The organism is Pseudomonas sp. zjy_15, assembly GCF_043101865.1.
Classification (GTDB): Bacteria; Pseudomonadota; Gammaproteobacteria; order Pseudomonadales; family Pseudomonadaceae; genus Aquipseudomonas; species Aquipseudomonas putida_Y.
Genome location: NZ_JBICII010000070.1, coordinates 110,193 through 130,624 on the forward strand (window position 1 = coordinate 110,193; position 20,432 = coordinate 130,624).

Sequence of the window (20,432 nt, forward strand, 5' to 3'; positions counted from 1 at the left end):
CAGACGCGCGGGCTGTTATAGGTGATGGCTGTTCTCGTCTCTAAACAAGAATCAGTTGCATTGGCTATAACGAGACGGGCGGGCGAGTGCGATCGCGTAAAAATAATTCAGGGGTCAGTTCAGGATGACCAGCGCCGGGTACTCATGCAGTTGTGCCGAGGTGATGTGGGCCAGTGCGCGCAGGGTTTCCAGCGGCTGGTCGAGACGGTAGTTACCGGTGACGGCGACGTTTTCCAACTGCGCATTGCGGTTGATGATCCAGCCCGGGTAGTACCGCTGTACTTCGGCCAGGACCTGGCTCAACGGGCAGTTCTCGAACACCAGGCGGCCGTCGATCCAGGCCAGGTCCTTGTGCATGTCGGGGCGCTGGCGTTGGCCAAAGCCCTGGGGGCCGACGCTGATGCTGTCGCCGGCACTCAGGCGGATGCGCTGGTCGCGCTCCCCCTGCAGGTCGACATCGCCGCGTTGCACCCGCACCTGGGCCTCGCCGTCAAGGTAGCGCACGGCAAAGTCGGTGTCGCGCACCTGTGCGCGCAAAGGCCCGGCTTTCACTTCCAGCGGCAGATGCGCGCCGTCGGGAACCTGAAAATAAGCCTCGCCCTGCAGCAGGCGGGCGACCTGGCGGCCGTCCTGGCGTTCGCTGGCAAATGCCGAATTGGTGTTGAGCAGCACTTTTGCGCCGTCTTCCAGTTGCAGGCGCTGGCGCTCGCCGACCACGGTCAGGTGGTCCGCTTGCAGGCGCATGGGCAGGTTACCGACGGTGAACAGCCCGACCACCAGCAGCGCTGCGGTGGCCAGGGGTTTCCAGTGGCTGCGCAGGCGCCCGCGCCATGAGCGGCGTTGCTGCTGGTGCATCTGTGTGGCCACCTGATGCAACGGGGTACCGTTCCACAGCGCCTCGGCTTCGACATAGGCCTCGGCGTTTTCTGGCGCGGCGCTCAGCCAGGCTTCAAAGGCCTGGGTGTCTGCGGCATCTGCGCATTGCAGGCGCACCAGCCAGTCCAGCGCCTCATCCATGGCACGAGCTCGGGCGCTAAGCCGGGCAGGTGACGGGCGAGGGGCAGGGCGGTCGGTCACGGTGAATCCTTGAATGGTTTTTTGCGAATGATCAAGGCTAAGACGGGGTGTGGCAAGGGCTTTGCGTCGCCGTTCGCCTGCGCTCAGCTTACTTGAGTCGGTCGGCAACACCCATGCAGATTGCCATGATCAGTTTCAGTTCCTTTTGTACCGTGCTGGGCGAAACACTCAGTTGTTCGGCGATTTCCAGATAGGTGGCGCCATGCAGGCGGCTGAGGATGAAAATGCGCTGTTGGCGTTCGCTCAGTTGATTGAGGCTGACGCTGAGGTGCTTGAGCAACTGCTCGGCGTGGGCGGCATCCTCACTGCTGGTGGCGGGCGCGGCGACACTGTGCAGCACTTCGTCGGGCACGTCGTCGACCAGCATGCGTGCCTGCACCCGGCGTGCGCGCAGGTGGTCCAGTGCCAGGTTGCGCGCGGTCTGAAACACGAACGGCTCGATATGCTCGATGGGCCGCTCGCCCAGCGCGCGGGACACCCGCAGGTAGGTTTCCTGCAGCAGGTCTTCGGCCGTGCTGGGATTACCGACCATGCGCTGCAGGGTACGCAGCAGGGTTAGGCGCTGCACGAGGAAGACGGAGTTGAACCGGGACTGACTCACGGGGGGACCTGGCCGACGAAAGGTTAATGATAATGCTTATCATCTGTGTCGGAGGTCAAGTGTGGAAGTGTTAGGAAAAGGTAAAGATTGTAGTCTCTGGATGTAGCGCGCTTTTTTGTGGGAGCGGCCTTGCGTCGCGAAAGGACCGCAAAGCGGTCCCAGAGATATCCGCATCAACGCTCAAATCCCGGGGCTGCTTTGTAGCCCTATCGCGACGCAAGGCCGCTCCCACACAGGTCGCGTCAGCCAGCCCGGTGCAGCGCCAGGCAGTTATCCAGCATGCGGTTGCTGAACCCCCACTCGTTGTCATACCAGGCCAGCACCTTGAGCATCCGTCCGTTGGCCCGGGTATGGTTGGCATCGAAGATCGACGACAGCGGGTTGTGGTTGAAATCGCAGGAAACCAATGGCAGGGCGTTATAGCCCAATACCTTGGAATGTTTGCTGGCCTCGAGGAACAGCTGGTTGACCTGCTCCGCCGTGGCTTCGCGCTTGAGGTTGACGGTGAGGTCCACCAGCGACACGTTGATGACGGGCACCCGCACCGCCATGCCGGTCAGCTTGCCGGCCAGCTCCGGCAGCACCAGGCCCACGGCCTCGGCGGCACCGGTCTTGCTCGGGATCATCGACTGGGTGGCTGAACGCGCGCGGTACGGGTCGCTGTGGTACACGTCAGTCAGCACCTGGTCGTTGGTGTAGGCGTGGATGGTGGTCATCAGGCCTTGCTCGATGCCGAACTCCCGGTGCAGCACCTGGGCGATCGGCGCCAGGCAGTTGGTGGTGCAGGAGGCATTGGAAATGACCTGGTGCGAGGCGCGCAGGATGTCGTGGTTGACCCCGTACACCACGGTGGCATCGGCGCCCTTGGCCGGCGCCGAGACAATCACCTTGCCCGCCCCGGCGGCCAGGTGCGCAGCGGCTTTGGCGCGGTCGGTGAACAGCCCGGTGCATTCGAACACCACGTCGATCGCCTCGGCCTTCCAGGGCAGTTCGGCCGGATTGCGAATGGCGCTGACCGCGATGCGGTCACCGTTGACCGTCAGGCTTTCGTGGTCGGCCTCGACGGTTGCGTCAAAGGTGCCGTGGACACTGTCGTACTTGAGCAGGTGGGCATTCATGGTGCTGTCGCCCAGGTCGTTGATGGCGACGACCTGCAGGTCCTGGCGGTAGCCTTGGGTATACAGTGCGCGCAGGACGTTGCGCCCGATTCGGCCGAATCCATTGATGGCGATGCGAAGGGTCATGGCAGTACCTCTGGCAGTCCGAGTGAAACCTGTGGCACAAAGGAGCTTCACTGAAACGGTTTTGTTGTTGGAATTACAAGATTATTCACTGGCTGATAGAAAACAAGCCTTTTTAGTGGCAGTATTTTGTTTAAATATACAACGAGTGGTTGGGCGTCGTGCCTCCACCGATGCAGCGGGCTCCTAACCATGAGCCTAGGCCGCAATCGTTTGGAGGGGAAATGCCCGGTAAACCGCCCTTACAATTAGCCTGGAGTCCAGTACATGCATCCGCGCATCCTTGAGGTCACCCAGCGGCTGGTCGAACGCAGCCGAGCCACCCGCGAACGTTACCTGCAGCTGATTCGTGGCGCGGCCAGTGAAGGCCCCATGCGTGCCAGCCTGCAGTGCGCCAACTTCGCCCACGGCGTGGCCGGTTGCGGCAGCGAAGACAAGCAGACTCTGCGCCTGATGAACGCGGCCAACGTGGCCATCGTCTCGGCTTACAACGACATGTTGTCTGCCCACCAGCCGTACCTGCATTTTCCCGAGCAGATCAAGCAGGCCCTACGCGAGGTCGGTTCGGTCGGCCAGTTTGCCGGTGGCGTGCCGGCCATGTGCGACGGTGTGACCCAGGGCGAGCCGGGTATGGAGCTGGCTATCGCCAGCCGTGAAGTGATCGCGATGTCCACGGCGGTAGCGCTGTCGCACAACATGTTCGACGCAGCACTGATGCTGGGCATCTGCGACAAGATCGTCCCCGGCCTGATGATGGGCGCGCTGCGCTTCGGCCATCTGCCGACCATCTTCGTCCCGGGCGGGCCGATGGTTTCCGGCATCTCCAACAAGCAGAAGGCCGATGTGCGCCAGCGCTATGCCGAAGGCAAGGCCAGCCGCGAAGAGCTGTTGGAGTCCGAAATGAATTCTTACCACAGCCCCGGCACCTGCACCTTCTACGGCACCGCCAACACCAACCAGTTGGTGATGGAAGTGATGGGGCTGCACCTGCCGGGCGCCTCGTTCGTCAACCCGTACACGCCGCTGCGTGACGCACTCACCGCCGAGGCTGCGCAGCAGGTGACGCGCATGACCAAGGCCAGCGGCAGCTTCATGCCGCTGGGCGAAATCGTCGACGAGAAGGCGCTGGTCAACTCCATCGTCGCGCTGCACGCTACCGGCGGCTCGACCAACCACACCCTGCACATCCCGGCGATCGCCCAGGCTGCGGGTATCCAGCTGACCTGGCAGGACATGGCCGACCTTTCCGAAGTGGTGCCGACCCTGTCGCACGTGTACCCCAACGGCAAGGCCGACATCAACCACTTCCAGGCTGCCGGCGGCATGGCCTTCCTGATTCGTGAACTGCTCGACGCCGGCCTGCTGCACGAAGATGTCAACACCGTAGCCGGCCATGGCCTGCGCCGCTACACCCAGGAACCCTTCCTCGACGATGGCAAGCTGGTGTGGCGCGAAGGGCCGCAACAGAGCCTGGACGAAAGCATCCTGCGCCCGGTGTCGCGGCCATTCTCGGCCGAGGGCGGCCTGCGGGTGATGGAAGGCAACCTGGGCCGTGGCGTGATGAAAGTGTCTGCCGTCGCCCCCGAGCACCAGGTGGTCGAGGCTCCGGCGCGGGTGTTCCAGGACCAGCAGTCGCTGGCCGACGCGTTCAAGGCCGGCGAGCTGGAGCGCGACTTTGTCGCGGTGGTGCGCTTCCAGGGCCCGCGTTGCAATGGCATGCCGGAACTGCACAAGCTCACCCCGTTCCTCGGTGTGCTGCAGGACCGTGGCTTCAAGGTTGCGCTGGTTACCGACGGGCGCATGTCCGGTGCCTCGGGCAAGATCCCCGCGGCCATTCACGTTTGCCCGGAGGCTTACGACGGCGGCCCGCTGGCGCGGGTGCGCGATGGTGATATTGTGCGAGTCGACGGTGTCGAAGGCACGTTGCGGATCATGGTGTCGGCTGAAGAACTGGCCAGCCGTGAGCTGCCGCCTGCGCCCCAGGGCAACGACCTGGGGTGTGGGCGCGAGCTGTTCGGCTTCATGCGCATGGCGTTCAGCCCGGCAGAGCAGGGCGCCAGTGCCTTTACCTCGGCCCTGGAGCACCTCAAATGAAGCACCTGCTGGTTGGTGATATTGGCGGCACCAATGCCCGTTTTGCGTTGTGGCGTGACAACCAGCTGCATGAAGTAAATGTTTTCGCCACCGCGGACTACACCAACCCCGAGCAGGCCATCGAGGCCTACCTGGAAAGCCAAGGTATCGCCCGTGGTGGCCTGGCGGCGGTGTGCCTGGCGGTGGCCGGCCCGGTCGATGGCGATGAATTCCGCTTCACCAACAACCACTGGCGCCTGAGCCGCACGGCATTTTGCAAGACCTTGCAGGTCGAGCGACTGTTGCTGATCAATGATTTCACCGCGATGGCGCTGGGCATGACCCGTCTGCGCGAAGGGGAGTTCCGCGAGGTGTGCCCCGGCCAGGCCGACCCCTCGAGGCCGGCACTGGTGATCGGCCCAGGTACTGGCCTGGGGGTGGGCTCGTTGCTGCGTCTGGGCGAACAGCGCTGGAAGGCCCTGCCGGGTGAAGGCGGGCATGTTGACCTGCCGGTGGGCAATGCTCGCGAAGCGGCAATCCACCAGCAGATCCACAGTCAGATCGGTCATGTCAGCGCCGAGGCCGTGCTCAGTGGTGGTGGCCTGGTGCGGCTGTACCAGGCGATCTGTGCGCTGGACGGTGACACGCCCAGGCACAAGACCCCGGCGCATATCACCGATGCGGCACTGGGCGGTGAGCCACGGGCGCTGGCGGTGGTCGAGCAGTTCTGTCGTTTCCTTGGGCGAGTGGCTGGTAACAATGTGCTGACGCTGGGCGCGCGAGGCGGGGTCTATATTGTTGGAGGTGTGATTCCGCGCTTTGCCGAGCTGTTCCTGCGTAGCGGGTTTGCTGCGAGTTTTGCCGACAAGGGGTGTATGAGTGGCTATTTTACCGGGGTGCCGGTGTGGCTGGTGACGGCGGAGTTTTCCGGGTTGGAGGGGGCCGGGGTAGCGTTGCAGCAGGCGTTGGATCACTGATGGGGTCACTTGGCGGCCCCGATGGCAACACCCGACAGCAGGCAAAAAGACCTGCAATCAACAAGAGGAAGGACCACCTTGAGCACTGCCGGCAAATCGATCCTGATGGTCGACGACGACCAGGAAATCCGTGAACTGCTGCAAACCTACCTGAGCCGCTCCGGCTTCCAGGTGCATGCCGAGGCTGACGGCAAGGGCTTTCGCCGTGCGCTGGAAACCACGCCCTGCGACCTGGTCATTCTTGATGTCATGTTGCCCGACGAAGATGGCTTCAGCTTGTGTCGCTGGGTACGCCAGCACCCACGCCAGGCGCGCGTACCTATCATCATGCTCACCGCCAGCTCCGACGAGGCCGACCGGGTCATCGGACTGGAACTGGGCGCTGACGATTATCTGGGCAAGCCGTTCAGCCCCCGCGAACTGCAAGCACGAATCAAGGCCCTGCTGCGCCGCGCTGAATTCGGCCACGCCGCGCCGGGCAGTGCGGTGCTCGCCTTCGACGATTGGCGCCTGGACACGGTCAGCCACCGCCTGTTCCACCACGACGGTGAAGAGGTGATTCTTTCCGGTGCCGACTTCGCCCTGCTCAAGCTGTTCCTCGACCATCCGCAGCAGATTCTCGACCGCGACACCATCGGCAACGCCACCCGTGGCCGCGAACCGATGCCGCTGGACCGTATCGTCGACATGGCCGTCAGCCGTCTGCGCCAGCGCCTGCGCGATACCGACAAGCCCCCTCGGCTGATCCGTACGGTGCGTGGCAGTGGCTACTTGTTGGCGGCGCATGTCTGCAGTGCTCCCTGAGCGGCGCTGGCGCCTGCTGCCACGCTCCTTGCTGGGGCGCATGCTGCTGCTGACCCTGATGGTGGTGCTGCTGGCCCAGGGCTTGTCGAGCATCATCTGGGTTGCCCAGTTGCGTGCCAGCCAGTTGCAGGGCCTGCGTGCCAGCGCCAGCAGCCTGGCCCATTCGATGAGCGCGAGTGTCAGTTACTTCCGCTCGCTGCCGGTCGCCTATCGGCCCATGGTGCTCGACCAGTTGCGCAGCATGGGTGGCACACGTTTTTTCGTGTCACTCAATGCCAGGCCGCTGGACATGCCGGTACTGCCTGTCACCCCACGCAAGCAGGCAGTGATCGATGTGTTCCAGCAGGTGCTGCACGAGCGCCTGGGTTCGCAGATGGAAGTTTCCGTGGCGTTCGTCGCCCCCGACGACCTGCGTATCTTCAACAGTGGCCTGAAGCTCGACGAGCTGCCCCGCTCCTGGGCGCATTACTCGCTGACCCTGGAGCCACTCAACCCGCCGGTATTGGTGACGCAGATCCGCTTGGGTGAGGGTGAGTGGTTGTACATCGCCTCGCTGCTGCCCGAACCCTATACCAGCCTGGAGGCCGAACGCCTGCCACGGCAGCAGATCGGTTTCATCGTGCTCACCACAACCTTGCTGCTGCTGTTCATCGGCTTGCTGGTGCATTGGCAAAGCTGGCCGCTCAAACGGCTGGCGCGGGCCGCGCGGGAAATGTCGCTGGGCGCCGATGTGGCGCCGTTGGCTGAAGCGGGTGGCAGTGAAGTGGTCGAGGTTAGCCGGGCGTTCAACAGCATGCGTGAGCGAATCAGCCGCTACCTGACCGAACGCAGCCAGTTGTTCAGCGCCATTTCCCACGACCTGCGCACGCCAATCACCCGCTTGCGCCTGCGTGTCGAACTGCTGGAGGACGAGCGCCTGCAGGCCAAGTTCAGCCAGGACCTGGACGAGCTGGAGTTGCTGGTCAAAGGCGCCTTGCAGTGCGTAAAGGACACCGACATCCACGAAAACATCGAGCCGGTCGACCTCAACCAGGTGCTGGAGATTCTGGCCGAGCCTTACCTGGGCGATGGTCGCATCACCGTCGAGGGCCAGGCGCTGGCGCCTTACCCGGGCAAGCCGCTGGCATTGCGTCGCTGCATCGGCAACCTGATCGACAACGCCATCAAGTACGGCGAACGGGCGCGGCTGCGCATCATCGACGGGGCAGAAGGCTTTGTGCTGCAGGTGGATGACCAGGGGCCCGGGGTGCCGCAGCAGCAGCTGGAACAGGTGTTCGAGCCGCATTTCCGTCTGGCCGGGCAGCAGCAGGGGTATGGGCTGGGGTTGGGCATTGCGCGCAACATCGCCCATAGCCATGGGGGCGAGGTGAGCTTACTGAATCTGCGCGAGGGTGGGCTGCGGGTGACCCTCTATCTGCCGCGGGGTATGGATTGAGTTTTTGGGGGGCTGTGCGGGCCTCTTCGCGGGCAAGCCCGCTCCCACAGGTACAGCGTAAACTTGGAAGGCTGTGCGGTCTTTGTGGGAGCGGGCGCCCGCGAAGAGGCCAATACAGGCAGGCGAAATGTCACCGCCCGGTGACAATCCCGCCGTCCTTCGTGACATCCGCCATGACCCCTCTGGCTAGAATTCGCAAATGACTGGCAAGGATCAAGCTGGCCCATGACCTCCCTCAACCTGTCCGCTGACAGCTGGCTCAATGCCCCGGCCCACAACGCCTGGCGCTTGGCCGAAGCACAGCGCCTGCTGGCCTTTGCCAAGGCCGCGAAACTACCCGACGGTTTCGGCAATCTGGATGCCAACGGGCAACTCGCCCTTGGTGCCCGTGCCGAAACCATGAACACCGCCCGCATGACCCATTGCTTCGCCTTGGCCCACCTGCAGGGCATTCCTGGCAGCCTGGCCTATGCCGAGCACGGTGTGGCAGCACTGCGCGGTGCCATGCAGGATGCCACCCACGGCGGTTGGTTCGCCCACCCTGGCGGCCACGACGATAGCGGCAAGGCGGCGTACCTGCATGCCTTCGTCGCGCTGGCCGCCAGCTCGGCGGTGGTGGCCGGCGTTGTCGACGCCAATACGCTATTGGCAGACGCAATCCAGGTGATCGAAGCGCATTTCTGGAGCGAAGAAGAAGGTGCCCTGCGGGAAGCCTTCTCCCACGCCTGGCAGCTCCCCGAGCCGTACCGGGGCGCCAACAGCAACATGCACGCGACCGAGGCCTTTCTGGCCTTGGCAGATGCCACCGGCAACGGCCTGTGGCTGCAACGCGCCCTGCGAGTTGCCGAACGCATCATCCATGGCCATGCTGCCGCCAACGGTTATCGGGTGATCGAACATTTCGATGCCCATTGGCAACCGCTGCCGGATTACAACCTCGAACACCCCGCCGACCCCTTCCGGCCTTATGGCACTACACCCGGGCATGCCCTGGAGTGGGCGCGGTTGCTGCTGCACCTGGAAGCCAGCCTTGAACGGGCCGGCTTGTGCGCCCCGCAATGGTTGCCGGACAGTGCCCGCGCATTGTTCGACACAGCCTGCCAACAGGCTTGGAACGTCGATGGCGAACCGGGTTTCGTCTACACCCTGGACTGGGCTGATCGCCCGGTGGTGCATGCACGACTGCACTGGGTGCACGCCGAGGCCTGCGCCGCTGCGGCAGCCCTGTTGCAACGCACCGGCGAGGCGCATTACGAACAGTGGTACCGCTGCTGCTGGGGCTTTATCGCCAATCATTTCATTGACCCCATTCGCGGCAGCTGGCACCACGAACTCGATGCGCACAACCAGCCGGCCGGTACCCTCTGGCCGGGCAAGCCCGACCTCTATCACGCCTACCAGGCGCTGTTGTTGCCAGGTTTGCCCCTGGCACCCAGTCTGGCCAGTAACCTGGGCGGCAATGTAACCAAACGATGACATTCACGCATCGCTTCGTTACCTGACGAGGCGAGCGCGCTGTTTAGACTTCATGCAACGCAAGCGATCGACTTGCACGGCATAACAACAAGAAAGGTGCCTCGATGAATTCCACGCTCCGTTTCGCTGCCGCAATTTCCTTTGCCTCCTTGATCCCCCTGGGTGCCCAGGCTGCTGACGCCAAAGGCAGCGTCGAAGTGGTGCACTGGTGGACCTCCGGTGGTGAAAAAGCGGCGGTCGATGTGCTCAAGGCCCAGGTCGAAAAAGACGGCTTCATCTGGAAGGACGGCGCCGTCGCCGGTGGCGGTGGTGCCACGGCCATGACCGTGCTGAAGAGCCGCGCCGTCGCAGGCAACCCGCCCGGTGTCGCGCAGATCAAAGGTCCCGACATCCAGGACTGGGCGGCCACCGGCTTGCTCGACACCGATGTGCTCAAGGATGTGGCCAAGGACGAAAAGTGGGACTCGCTGCTCGACAAGAAAGTGGCCGACACCGTGAAGTACGACGGTGACTACGTTGCCGTACCGGTGAACATCCACCGCATCAACTGGCTGTGGATCAACCCCGAAGTGTTCAAGAAGGCCGGCATCGACAAGGCGCCCGCCACCCTCGACGAATTCTACGCCGCCGCCGACAAGCTCAAGGCTGCCGGTTTCATCCCGCTCGCCCATGGTGGCCAACCCTGGCAGGACAGCACCGTGTTCGAAAGCGTGGTGCTGTCGGTGATGGGCGTCGATGGCTACAAGAAGGCCTTGGTCGACCTCGACAACACGGCCCTGACCGGCCCGGACATGGTCAAGGCGTTGACCGAGCTGAAGAAGGTCGCCACCTACATGGACCCGGACGGCAAGGGCCAGGACTGGAATCTGGAAGCCGCCAAGGTCATCAACGGCAAGGCCGGCATGCAGATCATGGGCGACTGGGCCAAGAGCGAATGGACCCTGGCGAAGAAAACCGCCGGCAAGGATTACCAGTGCGTGCCGTTCCCCGGCACCGACAAGGCTTTCCTGTACAACATCGACTCGCTGGTGGTGTTCAAGCAGAACAACGCTGGCACCTCTGCTGGCCAGCAGGACATCGCCCGCAAGGTGCTGGGTGAGGATTTCCAGAAGGTCTTCAGCATCAACAAGGGCTCGATCCCGGTACGCAACGACATGCTTGCCGACATGGGCAAGTATGGTTTCGATGCCTGTGCTCAAACCTCTGCCAAGGACTTCCTGGCCGACGCCAAAACTGGCGGCCTGCAACCGAGCATGGCGCACAACATGGCCACCACGCTGGCCGTGCAGGGCGCGTTCTTCGATGTGGTGACCAACTACATCAACGACCCCAAGGCCGACCCGGCCGATGCGGCGAAGAAGCTGGCGGCGGCGATCAAGGCTGCCCAGTAACGGCTGTTCGCGGGCACGCCCGCTCCCACATGGGCCCTGCTCACCACAGTTCCTGGTCATGACGCCGGACCTGTGGGAGCGGGCTTGCCCGCGAAGCGGTGCGTAGCACCGCCACTACCTCGGGATTCAATACATGAGCACAACCACAGCCCAACTGCGGGCCTCCCCCCTGGACGCGCTTCAGCGCTGGCTGCCCAAGCTGGTGCTGGCACCCAGCATGTTCATCGTCCTGGTGGGCTTCTACGGCTACATCCTCTGGACCTTCGTGCTGTCCTTCACCACCTCGACCTTTCTGCCCACCTACAAGTGGGCGGGCCTTGCGCAATACGCCCGTCTGTTCGACAACGACCGCTGGTGGGTGGCGAGCAAGAACCTGCTTCTGTTCGGCGGCCTGTTCATTGCCATCAGCCTGGCCATCGGTGTGTTGCTGGCGGTGCTGCTGGACCAGCGCATCCGCCGTGAGGGCTTCATTCGCACCATTTACCTGTACCCCATGGCGTTGTCGATGATCGTCACCGGCACTGCGTGGAAATGGCTGCTCAACCCCGGCATGGGCCTGGACAAGCTGTTGCGTGACTGGGGCTGGGAGGGTTTTCGCCTGGACTGGCTGATCGACCCTGACCGGGTCGTGTACTGCCTGGTGATCGCCGCCGTGTGGCAGGCCTCGGGCTTTATCATGGCGATGTTCCTCGCCGGCCTGCGCGGCGTTGACCAATCGATCATCCGCGCCGCACAGATCGACGGTGCCAGCTTGCCGCGCATCTACTGGACTGTAGTGCTGCCCAGCCTGCGCCCAGTGTTCTTCAGCGCGCTGATGATCCTTTCGCACATTGCCATCAAGAGCTTCGACCTGGTGGCGGCAATGACGGCCGGCGGCCCGGGTTACTCGTCCGACCTGCCTGCAATGTTCATGTATTCGTTCACCTTCAGCCGCGGCCAGATGGGCATAGGCTCGGCCAGCGCCATCCTCATGCTCGGGGCGATCCTGGCGATCCTCGTGCCTTACCTGTACTCGGAGCTGCGGAGCAAACGCCATGCATAGTCCTGTCGACAAGCCGGTGCTCAGCCTCAGCCGTATGGCCATCCATGCCGTGTTGCTGATCGCCGTGCTGCTGTATCTGGTGCCGCTGGTGGTGATGCTGCTGACCAGCTTCAAGACCCCCGAAGACATCAGCACCGGCAACCTGCTGAGCTGGCCTGCGGTGATTACCGGCATAGGCTGGGCCAAGGCCTGGGCAGCGGTCAGCGGTTACTTCTGGAACTCGATCATGATCACCGTGCCAGCGGTGTTGATCTCCACCGCTATTGGTGCACTGAACGGCTATGTGCTGTCGATGTGGCGCTTTCGGGGTTCGCAACTGTTCTTCGGCCTGCTGCTGTTCGGCTGCTTCCTGCCGTTCCAGACCGTGCTGCTGCCGGCCTCGTTCACCCTCGGCAAGCTTGGCCTGGCCAGCACCACCAGCGGCCTGGTGCTGGTGCATGTGGTCTACGGCCTGGCCTTCACCACGCTGTTCTTCCGCAACTTCTACGTGAGTATCCCCGACGCGCTGGTCAAAGCCGCACGGTTGGACGGTGCCGGGTTCTTCACCATCTTCCGCCGCATCATCCTGCCGATGTCCACGCCGATCATCATGGTCTGCCTGATCTGGCAGTTCACCCAGATCTGGAACGACTTCCTGTTCGGCGTGGTGTTCTCCAGCGGCGATTCGCAACCGATCACCGTAGCCCTGAACAATCTGGTCAATACCAGCACCGGGGCCAAGGAATACAACGTCGACATGGCGGCAGCGATGATCGCTGGCCTGCCAACCCTGCTGGTCTATGTGGTGGCAGGCAAATATTTCGTGCGCGGGCTGACGGCCGGCGCGGTCAAGGGGTAAGCCATGGCAACGCTCGAACTTCGCAATGTGAACAAAACCTACGGCAGCGGCCTGCCGGACACCCTCAAGGACATTCAGCTGTCGATCAAGGATGGCGAGTTCCTGATCCTGGTGGGGCCGTCGGGCTGCGGCAAGTCGACCCTGATGAACTGTATCGCCGGCCTGGAGCAGATCACCGGCGGGGCGATCCTCATCGACGAGCAGGACGTCAGTGGCATGAGCCCCAAGGACCGCGATATCGCCATGGTGTTCCAGTCCTATGCGCTGTACCCCACCATGAGTGTGCGCGAGAACATCGAGTTCGGCCTGAAGATCCGCAAGCTGCCCCAGGCCGCCATCGACGAGGAAGTGGCGCGGGTGGCCAAGTTGCTGCAGATCGAACACTTGCTGGCGCGCAAGCCGGCGCAGCTGTCCGGCGGCCAACAGCAGCGCGTGGCCATGGGCCGGGCACTGGCGCGGCGACCCAAGATCTACCTGTTCGATGAACCCCTGTCCAACCTCGACGCCAAGCTGCGGGTCGAAATGCGCACCGAAATGAAGTTGATGCACCAGCGCCTGAAGACCACGACGGTGTACGTCACCCATGACCAGATCGAGGCCATGACCCTGGGCGACAAGGTGGCGGTGATGAAGGACGGCATCATCCAGCAGTTCGGCACCCCGCAGCAGATCTACAACGACCCGGCCAACCAGTTCGTGGCCAGCTTCATCGGTTCGCCGCCGATGAACTTCATTCCGGTGCGTCTGGCCAGGCACGATGGCCGCTTGCTGGCGCTGCTCGACAGCGGCCAGGCGCGCTGCGAGCTGCCTTTGGGGCTGGCTGCTGACGAGCTGGAGGGGCGCGAGATCATCCTCGGCATCCGCCCTGAGCAGATCGCCCTGGGCGCTGCTGACGGCAATGGTTTGCCGGGTATCCGCGCCGAGGTGCAGGTCACAGAGCCCACCGGGCCGGACCTGCTGGTGTTCGTCACGCTCAACCAGACAAAAGTGTGCTGCCGCCTTGCACCGGATGTGGTGTGCCGGGTGGGTGACACCCTCAACCTGCAATTCGACCCGGCCCGGGTGCTGCTGTTCGACGCCGACAATGGCGAGCGCCTGCATCTGGCCAGCACTGGCGCAACTGCAAAGGACAACGTGGCTCACTTCAAAGGCCGTTGACTCGTCTACACCATCAATAAGAAAAAAGAGGACGCAAAGGGATGGAACAGCGCAAACGCATCAAGACACTGGGATCGTTGGCCTTGCTTGCACTTGTAGGCAGCAGCGGTACACAGGCTGCCGAGGCTTTTTCCAGCGAATCAAAATGGATGACCGGCGACTGGGGCGGCACCCGGACCGAGCTGCTGGATAAGGGCTATGACTTCACCCTCGATTATGTGGGCGAGGTGGCTGGCAACCTGCATGGCGGCTACAACGACGACAAGACCGCACGCTACAGCGACCAGTTCGCCCTCGGCGCGCATCTGGACTTGCAGAAGATACTGGGCTGGCATGATGCCGAGTTCAAGCTGGCAATCACCGAGCGAAGCGGTCGCAACCTGTCCAACGACCGCATCAGCGACCCGCGCGCCGGGCAGTTCAGCTCGGTGCAGGAAGTGTGGGGCCGTGGCCAGACCTGGCGCCTGACCCAGATGTGGATCAAGCAGAAGTACTTCGACGGCGCACTGGACGTGAAATTTGGCCGCTTTGGCGAGGGCGAGGACTTCAACAGCTTCCCTTGCGACTTCCAGAACCTGGCCTTCTGCGGCTCGCAGGTGGGCAACTGGGTGGGCGGCATCTGGTACAACTGGCCGGTCAGCCAGTGGGCGCTGCGGGTGAAGTACAACATCACCCCGGAGTTCTTCGTACAGGTCGGGGCCTTCGAGCAGAACCCTTCCAACCTGGAAACCGGCAACGGCTTCAAGCTCAGCGGCAGTGGTACCAAGGGTGCGATCTTGCCGGTGGAAGCGGTGTGGTCGCCCAAGGTCAATGGCCTGCCGGGCGAGTACCGCCTGGGTTACTACTACAGCACGGCCAAGGCTGACGATGTGTTCGACGACGTCAACGGCAACCCGCAGGCGCTGACAGGTGAAGCCTTCAAGTCGCACTCCAGCAAGCACGGATGGTGGGTGGTGGCGCAACAGCAGGTCACCGCCCACGGCGGCGACGTCAACCGTGGCCTCAGCCTGTTCGCCAACTTTACCGTGCACGACAAGGCCACCAACGTGGTCGACAACTACCAGCAGGTGGGGTTGGTCTACAAAGGCGCTTTCGACGCTCGGCCCAAAGATGACATCGGCTTCGGTGTTGCGCGTATTCATGTGAATGACGACGTGAAGAAGCGCGCCGAGTTGCTCAACGGCCAGAGCGGCATCAACGATTACGACAACCCTGGTTTCGTGCCGCTGCAGCGCACCGAGTACAACGCAGAGCTCTACTACGGCTTCCACGTTACCAACTGGCTGACCGTGCGGCCTAACCTGCAGTACATCAAGAGCCCTGGCGGGGTGGACGAGGTGGATAACGCGCTGGTCGCTGGCTTGAAGATTCAGTCGTCATTCTGAGGGCACTTGTTGTAAATTTACGCCAATCCATTTTCGGTTCTCGGCACCCACTGGTCTGCAGTGGGTGTCGGGGATAGGCCGAGACAGCGCTATCTCGAACAACAAGAGCTCTGAACCATGCCCGAACATCCGCTCCATCGCTTCTTTTCCTCGCAGCGGCCACGGCCGACATTCGAATGGGAGCGTTACCAGCAGCGCGATGTGCTGATCATCGATCACCCCCGTTGCCAGGCGGTGTTCAGCCGCCAGGGCGCGCAGTTGCTGCACTTTCAACCGGCGGGTGAACGGCCGTGGCTGTGGTGCGCCGAACAGTGGCCGCAGGTGGGGGCGATCCGCGGTGGTGTACCGGTGTGCTGGCCCTGGTATGGCTGCCATCCCAGCGAAGACCTGTGGCCGGACCATGGCTGGGCGCGGCTGCTGGACTGGAAACTGGTGGACAGCCGTGAGGACGAGGAGGGCGTGACCCTGAAATGGCGGCTGGACCTGTGCGACTGGCAGGTCGACTTGCATGCCCGGCTAGGTAGCCGTATGGAACTGAGCCTGAGCACCGAACATCAGGACAGCGAACCCTGCCAGCTGAGCCATGCGCTGCTGGCGTACTGGCGCATCAGTGATGTGTCCGAGATAGCGCTGTCCGGGCTGGAAGACATTGAAGGCTACGACCGCCTCAACCGCCAGGCTTGCCGTGAAGATGGCGCGCTGAAGCTCAAGGGTGGCTGCCAGAAGGTCTACCCCGGTACGCCACGGGTGCAATTGCAGGACCCGGCCTGGCAGCGCGAGCTGTGCATCGACACCGGTGACAGCGACGACACCGTGGTCTGGCACCCTGGCAATCGCCCGCTGATGGGGGTGACTGGCCGCGAGTCGCAGCGTTTTGTCTGCGTCGAGGCGACCAGCGGCAGTGGCGAAGGCCTGAGCCTGGCGCCTGGGCAGCGTGCGCACCTGCGTTTGCAGGCGCACCGGCTCAATTGAGTTCGTCGTCCTCGATCGGGTAGCGGCTGGCGTTGAGGCTTTCCTTGATCTTGCGCAGGTGGGGCTGGAAGTCCACGCCGCGGCGCAGGGTCATGCCGGTGGCCAGCACATCGAGCACGGTCAGCTGGATGATCCGCGAGGTCATCGGCATGTAGATGTCGGTATCTTCCGGCAGCGGGATGTGCAGGCTCAGGCTGCAGGCATTGGCCAGTGGCGAGCCTGCGGCGGTCAGGCCCAGCACCGAAGCGCCGTTTTCACGCGCCACGCGCGCCACTTCGACCAGTTCGCGGGTGCGCCCGGTGTAGGAAATGATCACGAACAGATCGCCGGTGTGGGCGACCGAGGCCAGCATGCGCTGCATCAGTACATCGGCGTGGGCCGACACGGCCAGGTTGAAGCGGAAGAACTTGTGCTGTGCATCCAGGGCCACCGGGGCCGAGGCTCCGAGGCCGAAGAAGTGAATCTGCCGGGCCTGGATCATCATGTCCACGGCGCGGCTGACCTGCTGCGGGTCCAGTTGCTGGCAGGCGCTGTCAAGCGAGGCGATGGCGCTGGCGAAGATTTTCTGGGTGTAGGCGGCCGGGTCATCGTCGGCCTCCACCGCGCGGCTGACATAGGCGGCACCACTGGCCAGGCTCTGCGCCAGTTGCAGCTTGAGTTCGGGGTAGCCGCTGACGCCGAACGAGCGGCAGAAGCGGTTGACGGTCGGTTCGCTGACCTTGGCCGCCTGGGCCAGCGCAGCGATGCTGAAACGGGTGGCTTGTTGCGGGTTGAGCAGGATGACTTCGGCGACTTTGCGTTCGGCCTTGTTCAGCTCGTCGAGGCGGCCCTGGATCTGTTCCAGGAGGTTTCGCACGCGGTCCATGGGTGTGTCCTTGGGTCGGGAAGACAGCCGGCTGTGGGATCAGCAGGCTTTTTGCACGGTCGTCTATCGTACTGTCGGTGCGATTGGCGTACCACTTGTCTGTAACACTAGTGTGTAATGTTGTGGTTTTTACTACATTATCCCTTGAAAACCGTGTGTGAAAGCGGTATTCCTAGACCAACTTTAGGAAAGAACCAACATCATGGCTGCAATCAGTGTCGAACCTTGCACCTTTGCCCTGTTTGGCGCCCTCGGCGACCTGGCATTGCGCAAGCTGTTTCCTGCGCTCTACCAGCTCGACCGGGCCAACCTGTTGCACCCGGACACCCGCCTGCTGGCCCTGGCCCGCGAGGCCGGCAGTGCGCAGGAGCACCTGGACAGCATCGAAGCCCACCTGCGCCGGCACGTGCCCGAGGCAGATATCGAGCCTGCCGCGCTGGGTCGCTTCCTCGCCCGCCTGAGTTACCAGCATCTGGACTTCCTTCAGCCCGAGGGCTATCAGGCCCTTGCCGAGCAACTGCCGGGTGAGCTGCCGCTGATCGCCTACTTCGCCACGGCGGCGGCGGTGTATGGGGCCATTTGCGAAAACCTCGACAAGGTCGGGCTGGCTGCGCGCACCCGGGTAGTGCTCGAGAAACCTATTGGCCACGACCTGGAGTCGTCGCGCCGGGTCAACGATGCCGTGGCGCGGTTCTTCCCTGAAAGCCGGGTCTATCGCATCGACCACTACCTGGGCAAAGAGACGGTGCAGAACCTGATTGCCCTGCGCTTCGCCAACAGCCTGTTCGAAACCCAGTGGAACCAGAATTCCATCTCCCATGTGGAGATTACCGTGGCGGAAAAGGTCGGTATCGAGGGCCGTTGGGGCTATTTCGACAAGGCCGGCCAGCTGCGCGACATGATCCAGAACCACCTGCTGCAGTTGCTGTGCCTGATCGCCATGGACCCGCCCAGCGAACTGTCCGCCGATGCCATTCGTGACGAGAAGGTGAAAGTGCTAAAGGCCCTCGCACCGATCACCGGCGACGGCCTGAGCACCAGTGTGGTGCGCGGCCAGTACATTGCCGGCTACAGCGAAGGCAAGCCGGTGCCTGGTTACCTGGAAGAAGACAACGCCAACGCCCAGAGCGACACCGAAACCTTCGTCGCCCTGCGCGCCGACATCCGTAACTGGCGCTGGTCGGGCGTGCCGTTCTACCTGCGAACCGGCAAGCGCATGCCGCAAAAACTGTCGCAGATCGTCATTCACTTCAAGGAAACGCCGCACTACATCTTCGCCCCGGAACAGCGTTTGCAGATCGGTAACAAGCTGATCATCCGCCTGCAACCGGACGAAGGCATTTCTTTACGGGTGATGACCAAGGAGCAGGGCCTGGACAAGGGCATGCAACTGCGCAGTGGCCCATTGCAGCTGAATTTTTCCGATGCCTGGCGCAGTGCAAGAATTCCGGATGCCTACGAGCGGCTGTTGCTCGAAGTGATGCGCGGCAACCAGAACCTGTTCGTGCGCAAGGACGAAATCGAGTATGCCTGGAAGTGGTGCGACCAGTTGATCGCCGGCTGGCGTAATGCGGGCGACGCGCCCAAGCCATACGCGGCGGGCTCCTGGGGGCCGATGAGCTCGATTGCACTGATCACACGCGATGGGAGGGCGTGGTATGGGGATATCTGAATTGAAACTGCCAGCGGCCGTGAAGGCTCATGAACTGGCGGATGCCAAGGCACTGTCCGTGTCCTTGGCTCATGATGTGGCTGAGCGCCTGCGTGGCGCGATTGCCGCCAAGGGGCAGGCCTGTGTGGTGTTGTCTGGCGGTCGCAGCCCGGTGCCTTTCCTGGAGAAGCTGGCCAGCGAGCACCTGGACTGGTCCAAGGTCATCGTCAGCCTGGCTGATGAGCGCTGGGTGCCGGTAGAGCACGCCGACAGCAATGCCGGCCTGCTGGTCCGCCACCTGTTGAAGGGCGCAGCGGCCAAGGCCCGTTTCGTTGGCCTGTATCAGCAGGCGGAGAACCTCGATGCAGCTGCGCTCAAAGCTGACCAGGCCTTGGCCGAGCTACCGCCGATCGACGTGCTGGTGCTGGGCATGGGCGACGATGGCCATACCGCCTCGCTGTTCCCCGCCAGTCCCAACCTGGAAGCAGGCCTGGACCCGGCCGGCCCACGCCGCTGCCTGCCGTTGCTGGCGCCGAGCGTGCCGCACCAGCGCCTGTCGATGACCCGTTCGCTGCTGGCCAGTGCCGCCTTCATCGCGCTGTCTGTGCAAGGCCAGAGCAAACTCGCTACCCTGCGCGCCGCGCTGGCGGGCAACGACCTTACTGAAATGCCGATTCGCGCTTTTCTTCACGACCCCCTGGACATCTACTGGTGCCCATGAGCCAAGGATCCACAGTCATGACCACCCTTGAACGCCCACAGCCCAAGCTCTCGATGGCTGATAAAGCCGCGCGGATCGACGCCATTTGCAAAAATGCGCGCATCCTGCCGGTAATCACCATTGCTCGTGAGGAAGACATCCTGCCGCTGGCTGACGCCCTGGCCGCCGGCGGCATCCGTACCCTGGAAGTGACCCTGCGCTCACAGCATGGCCTCAAGGCCATTCAGGTGCTGCGTGAGCAGCGCCCGGAGCTGTGTGTCGGTGCCGGTACTGTGCTCGACCGCAGCATGTTCGCGGCGGTTGAAGCTGCGGGCGCGCAGTTCGTCGTTACCCCAGGCATTACCCAGGACATTCTCGAGGCGGGGGTGGACAGTGAAATCCCGCTGTTGCCGGGCATCAGTACGCCGTCCGAAATCATGATGGGCTATGCCCTGGGTTACCGCCGGTTCAAGTTGTTCCCGGCGGAGATCAGTGGCGGCGTAGCGGCGATCAAGGCCTTTGGTGGCCCATTCGGCGATATTCGCTTTTGTCCCACTGGCGGTGTAAACCCGGCCAACGTGCGCAACTACATGGCACTGCCAAACGTGATGTGCGTGGGGGGGACCTGGATGCTCGACAGCAGCTGGATCAAGAACGGTGACTGGGCGCGGATCGAAGCGTGCAGTGCCGAGGCGATGGCACTGCTGGACGCCAACTGAATCAGTTGTGTGCTTTACGGCTTATGG

18 protein-coding genes are annotated in these 20,432 nt (G+C 63.1%); 14 read left to right on the plus strand and 4 right to left on the minus strand.

Annotation, left to right across the window (positions count from 1 at the left end):
- Positions 1 to 114: 114 nt before the first annotated feature.
- The 3 genes from ACF8EF_RS13790 to gap form a co-directional block, all read right to left on the minus strand.
- Positions 115 to 1,077, minus strand: coding sequence for a FecR domain-containing protein (locus tag ACF8EF_RS13790; RefSeq protein ID WP_176683707.1), 963 nt, complete (start codon positions 1,075 to 1,077; stop codon positions 115 to 117).
- Positions 1,078 to 1,165: 88 nt separating this feature from the next.
- Positions 1,166 to 1,678, minus strand: coding sequence for an RNA polymerase sigma factor (locus ACF8EF_RS13795; protein ID WP_021781899.1), 513 nt, complete (start codon positions 1,676 to 1,678; stop codon positions 1,166 to 1,168).
- 242 nt (positions 1,679 to 1,920) lie between these two features.
- Positions 1,921 to 2,922 (minus strand): type I glyceraldehyde-3-phosphate dehydrogenase, encoded by a 1,002-nt coding sequence (gene gap / locus ACF8EF_RS13800; RefSeq protein ID WP_014589858.1) that lies wholly within the window; start codon positions 2,920 to 2,922, stop codon positions 1,921 to 1,923.
- A gap of 264 nt (positions 2,923 to 3,186) precedes the next feature.
- Between gap and edd the strand changes: the two genes are divergently transcribed.
- The 11 genes from edd (at position 3,187) to ACF8EF_RS13855 (ending at position 16,470) form a co-directional block, all read left to right on the plus strand.
- Positions 3,187 to 5,013 (plus strand): phosphogluconate dehydratase, encoded by a 1,827-nt coding sequence (edd, locus tag ACF8EF_RS13805; RefSeq protein WP_176683705.1) that lies wholly within the window; start codon positions 3,187 to 3,189, stop codon positions 5,011 to 5,013.
- Positions 5,010 to 5,969: a glucokinase gene (locus ACF8EF_RS13810; protein ID WP_276217227.1), complete on the plus strand. Its 960-nt coding sequence runs from the start codon at positions 5,010 to 5,012 to the stop codon at positions 5,967 to 5,969. Before edd ends, ACF8EF_RS13810 begins: the two co-directional genes overlap by 4 nt.
- A 78-nt stretch (positions 5,970 to 6,047) precedes the next feature.
- Positions 6,048 to 6,773 (plus strand): two-component system response regulator GltR, encoded by a 726-nt coding sequence (gltR, locus tag ACF8EF_RS13815; protein WP_176683703.1) that lies wholly within the window; start codon positions 6,048 to 6,050, stop codon positions 6,771 to 6,773.
- Entirely contained in the window at positions 6,754 to 8,208 is a 1,455-nt protein-coding gene (locus ACF8EF_RS13820) for an ATP-binding protein (RefSeq protein ID WP_176683702.1), read from the plus strand. The genes gltR and ACF8EF_RS13820 overlap by 20 nt, the downstream gene beginning before the upstream one ends.
- 225 nt (positions 8,209 to 8,433) lie before the next feature.
- Entirely contained in the window at positions 8,434 to 9,684 is a 1,251-nt protein-coding gene (locus ACF8EF_RS13825) for an AGE family epimerase/isomerase (RefSeq protein WP_392461962.1), read from the plus strand.
- A 104-nt stretch (positions 9,685 to 9,788) separates the two neighbouring features.
- Positions 9,789 to 11,075, plus strand: coding sequence for an ABC transporter substrate-binding protein (locus tag ACF8EF_RS13830; RefSeq protein WP_392461964.1), 1,287 nt, complete (start codon positions 9,789 to 9,791; stop codon positions 11,073 to 11,075).
- A 133-nt stretch (positions 11,076 to 11,208) separates the two neighbouring features.
- Positions 11,209 to 12,117, plus strand: coding sequence for a carbohydrate ABC transporter permease (locus ACF8EF_RS13835; RefSeq protein WP_021781907.1), 909 nt, complete (start codon positions 11,209 to 11,211; stop codon positions 12,115 to 12,117).
- Positions 12,110 to 12,955 carry a carbohydrate ABC transporter permease gene (locus ACF8EF_RS13840; protein WP_103470107.1) on the plus strand — a complete coding sequence of 282 codons (846 nt, stop codon included), beginning with the start codon at positions 12,110 to 12,112 and terminating at the stop codon, positions 12,953 to 12,955. The genes ACF8EF_RS13835 and ACF8EF_RS13840 overlap by 8 nt, the downstream gene beginning before the upstream one ends.
- Before the next feature lie 3 nt (positions 12,956 to 12,958).
- Positions 12,959 to 14,113, plus strand: a complete 1,155-nt coding sequence (locus tag ACF8EF_RS13845; protein ID WP_103463203.1) for an ABC transporter ATP-binding protein — start codon at positions 12,959 to 12,961, stop codon at positions 14,111 to 14,113.
- Between the two features lie 41 nt (positions 14,114 to 14,154).
- Positions 14,155 to 15,498: a carbohydrate porin gene (locus ACF8EF_RS13850; RefSeq protein ID WP_021781910.1), complete on the plus strand. Its 1,344-nt coding sequence runs from the start codon at positions 14,155 to 14,157 to the stop codon at positions 15,496 to 15,498.
- 117 nt (positions 15,499 to 15,615) lie between these two features.
- Entirely contained in the window at positions 15,616 to 16,470 is an 855-nt protein-coding gene (locus ACF8EF_RS13855) for a D-hexose-6-phosphate mutarotase (RefSeq protein ID WP_103463202.1), read from the plus strand.
- Here ACF8EF_RS13855 and hexR read toward each other — a convergent pair.
- The gene (hexR, locus tag ACF8EF_RS13860; protein WP_209969915.1) at positions 16,463 to 17,326 is read right to left on the minus strand and encodes a MurR/RpiR family transcriptional regulator; all 864 of its coding nucleotides are present in this window, start codon (positions 17,324 to 17,326) and stop codon (positions 16,463 to 16,465) included. The two genes, ACF8EF_RS13855 and hexR, sit on opposite strands and share 8 nt — an antisense overlap.
- Positions 17,327 to 17,537: 211 nt before the next feature.
- On the opposite strand from hexR, the gene zwf reads away from it, so the two are divergent.
- Genes zwf through ACF8EF_RS13875 form a run of 3 tightly spaced genes read left to right on the plus strand, consistent with a single transcriptional unit; the run spans position 17,538 to position 20,405 of the window.
- Positions 17,538 to 19,007, plus strand: coding sequence for a glucose-6-phosphate dehydrogenase (zwf, locus tag ACF8EF_RS13865; protein ID WP_252458931.1), 1,470 nt, complete (start codon positions 17,538 to 17,540; stop codon positions 19,005 to 19,007).
- A complete protein-coding gene (gene pgl / locus ACF8EF_RS13870) occupies positions 18,994 to 19,707 on the plus strand; it encodes a 6-phosphogluconolactonase (RefSeq protein ID WP_209967778.1) in 714 nt (237 codons plus the stop codon). The genes zwf and pgl overlap by 14 nt, the downstream gene beginning before the upstream one ends.
- A 17-nt stretch (positions 19,708 to 19,724) precedes the next feature.
- A complete protein-coding gene (locus tag ACF8EF_RS13875) occupies positions 19,725 to 20,405 on the plus strand; it encodes a bifunctional 4-hydroxy-2-oxoglutarate aldolase/2-dehydro-3-deoxy-phosphogluconate aldolase (RefSeq protein ID WP_176683694.1) in 681 nt (226 codons plus the stop codon).
- The last annotated feature ends 27 nt before the right edge of the window (positions 20,406 to 20,432 follow it).

Bases quoted from the DNA above. Each gene is read 5' to 3' on its own strand.
- gap (WP_014589858.1), bottom strand. From the start codon at position 2,922: ATGACCCTTCGCATCGCCATCAATGGATTCGGCCGAATCGGGCGCAAC.
- edd (WP_176683705.1), top strand. From the start codon at position 3,187: ATGCATCCGCGCATCCTTGAGGTCACCCAGCGGCTGGTCGAACGCAGC.
- ACF8EF_RS13810 (WP_276217227.1), top strand. From the start codon at position 5,010: ATGAAGCACCTGCTGGTTGGTGATATTGGCGGCACCAATGCCCGTTTT.
- ACF8EF_RS13820 (WP_176683702.1), top strand. From the start codon at position 6,754: ATGTCTGCAGTGCTCCCTGAGCGGCGCTGGCGCCTGCTGCCACGCTCC.
- ACF8EF_RS13825 (WP_392461962.1), top strand. From the start codon at position 8,434: ATGACCTCCCTCAACCTGTCCGCTGACAGCTGGCTCAATGCCCCGGCC.
- ACF8EF_RS13830 (WP_392461964.1), top strand. From the start codon at position 9,789: ATGAATTCCACGCTCCGTTTCGCTGCCGCAATTTCCTTTGCCTCCTTG.
- ACF8EF_RS13835 (WP_021781907.1), top strand. From the start codon at position 11,209: ATGAGCACAACCACAGCCCAACTGCGGGCCTCCCCCCTGGACGCGCTT.
- ACF8EF_RS13840 (WP_103470107.1), top strand. From the start codon at position 12,110: ATGCATAGTCCTGTCGACAAGCCGGTGCTCAGCCTCAGCCGTATGGCC.
- ACF8EF_RS13845 (WP_103463203.1), top strand. From the start codon at position 12,959: ATGGCAACGCTCGAACTTCGCAATGTGAACAAAACCTACGGCAGCGGC.
- ACF8EF_RS13850 (WP_021781910.1), top strand. From the start codon at position 14,155: ATGGAACAGCGCAAACGCATCAAGACACTGGGATCGTTGGCCTTGCTT.
- ACF8EF_RS13855 (WP_103463202.1), top strand. From the start codon at position 15,616: ATGCCCGAACATCCGCTCCATCGCTTCTTTTCCTCGCAGCGGCCACGG.
- zwf (WP_252458931.1), top strand. From the start codon at position 17,538: ATGGCTGCAATCAGTGTCGAACCTTGCACCTTTGCCCTGTTTGGCGCC.
- pgl (WP_209967778.1), top strand. From the start codon at position 18,994: ATGGGGATATCTGAATTGAAACTGCCAGCGGCCGTGAAGGCTCATGAA.
- ACF8EF_RS13875 (WP_176683694.1), top strand. From the start codon at position 19,725: ATGACCACCCTTGAACGCCCACAGCCCAAGCTCTCGATGGCTGATAAA.